This is a genomic window from Brachybacterium sp. JB7, from assembly GCF_003335205.1.
GTDB lineage: Bacteria > Actinomycetota > Actinomycetes > Actinomycetales > Dermabacteraceae > Brachybacterium > Brachybacterium alimentarium.
The window spans coordinates 1-763 of record NZ_QPGN01000047.1 but is presented as its reverse complement, the minus strand read 5'-3'; the positions used below and the strand labels follow the sequence as shown (position 1 = coordinate 763).

At 66.8% G+C, this 763-nt stretch carries 1 protein-coding gene; it reads left to right on the top strand.

Going from position 1 to position 763, the window contains the following annotated elements:
- Nucleotides 1-542: 542 nt before the first annotated feature.
- Nucleotides 543-763, top strand: a 221-nt coding sequence (locus CIK81_RS17860; RefSeq protein ID WP_199586429.1) for an ATP-dependent Clp protease proteolytic subunit, incomplete at its 3' end; no start/stop codon positions are given.

Genomic DNA, 763 nt, shown 5'->3' with positions numbered 1-763 from the left:
AGCCGCGCGGGTGGTGTGGAGAGCGGGGGTCTGGGCGCGGCCCGCGATGCGGTGCGAGTTGTGCTTGGCCATGTGTGTGGATCGTTCCTTCCGGTCCCGACTCGGTGCGCCGGAGTGACCTACGGGGTGATGCGTCTGGACTGTGGGGACGTGATCACCTGCGTCCGGCGATCACCGTGTTGCGATGAGACCAACGTAGGGGCCTGCGACCTGGAAAACAGCAGGCTTGGAACAGCCGGGGATCGGACTTGACGGGATCTTTGCGCGACCGAGGGTCAACGTGACCAGAACCCGCCCGGGCTTGACGAACCGGCGAGATGGCAGCCACACGACGAGCCCTGGTCGCGACCCCTCGACCCGGAGGGGAGCCCGTCGGGATCCCCGGGGCAGTGCGCCTGCGGCGAACAGTGTCCCGCCCCTGTGCGCGCAGCGCCTAGAGTCGTGCCATCGACGAATCCCGCTATGAAGGAGAACCCGTGACCTCCGTGTCCTCACAGAGCACCCACGCCTCCGCGCCCCGCGACGCGGCCGGTGACACCCCGATGGGTCTGGACGACAACGTCTACCAGCGCCTTCTGCGCGAGCGCATCGTCTGGCTCGGTTCGGAGGTGCGCGACGAGAACGCCAACGCGATCTGCGCGAAGATGCTCCTCCTCGCGGCAGAGGATCCCGACAAGGACATCTACCTCTACATCAACAGCCCCGGCGGCTCGATCACCGCCGGCATGGCCATCTACGACACCATGAAGTACATCCAGCCGGA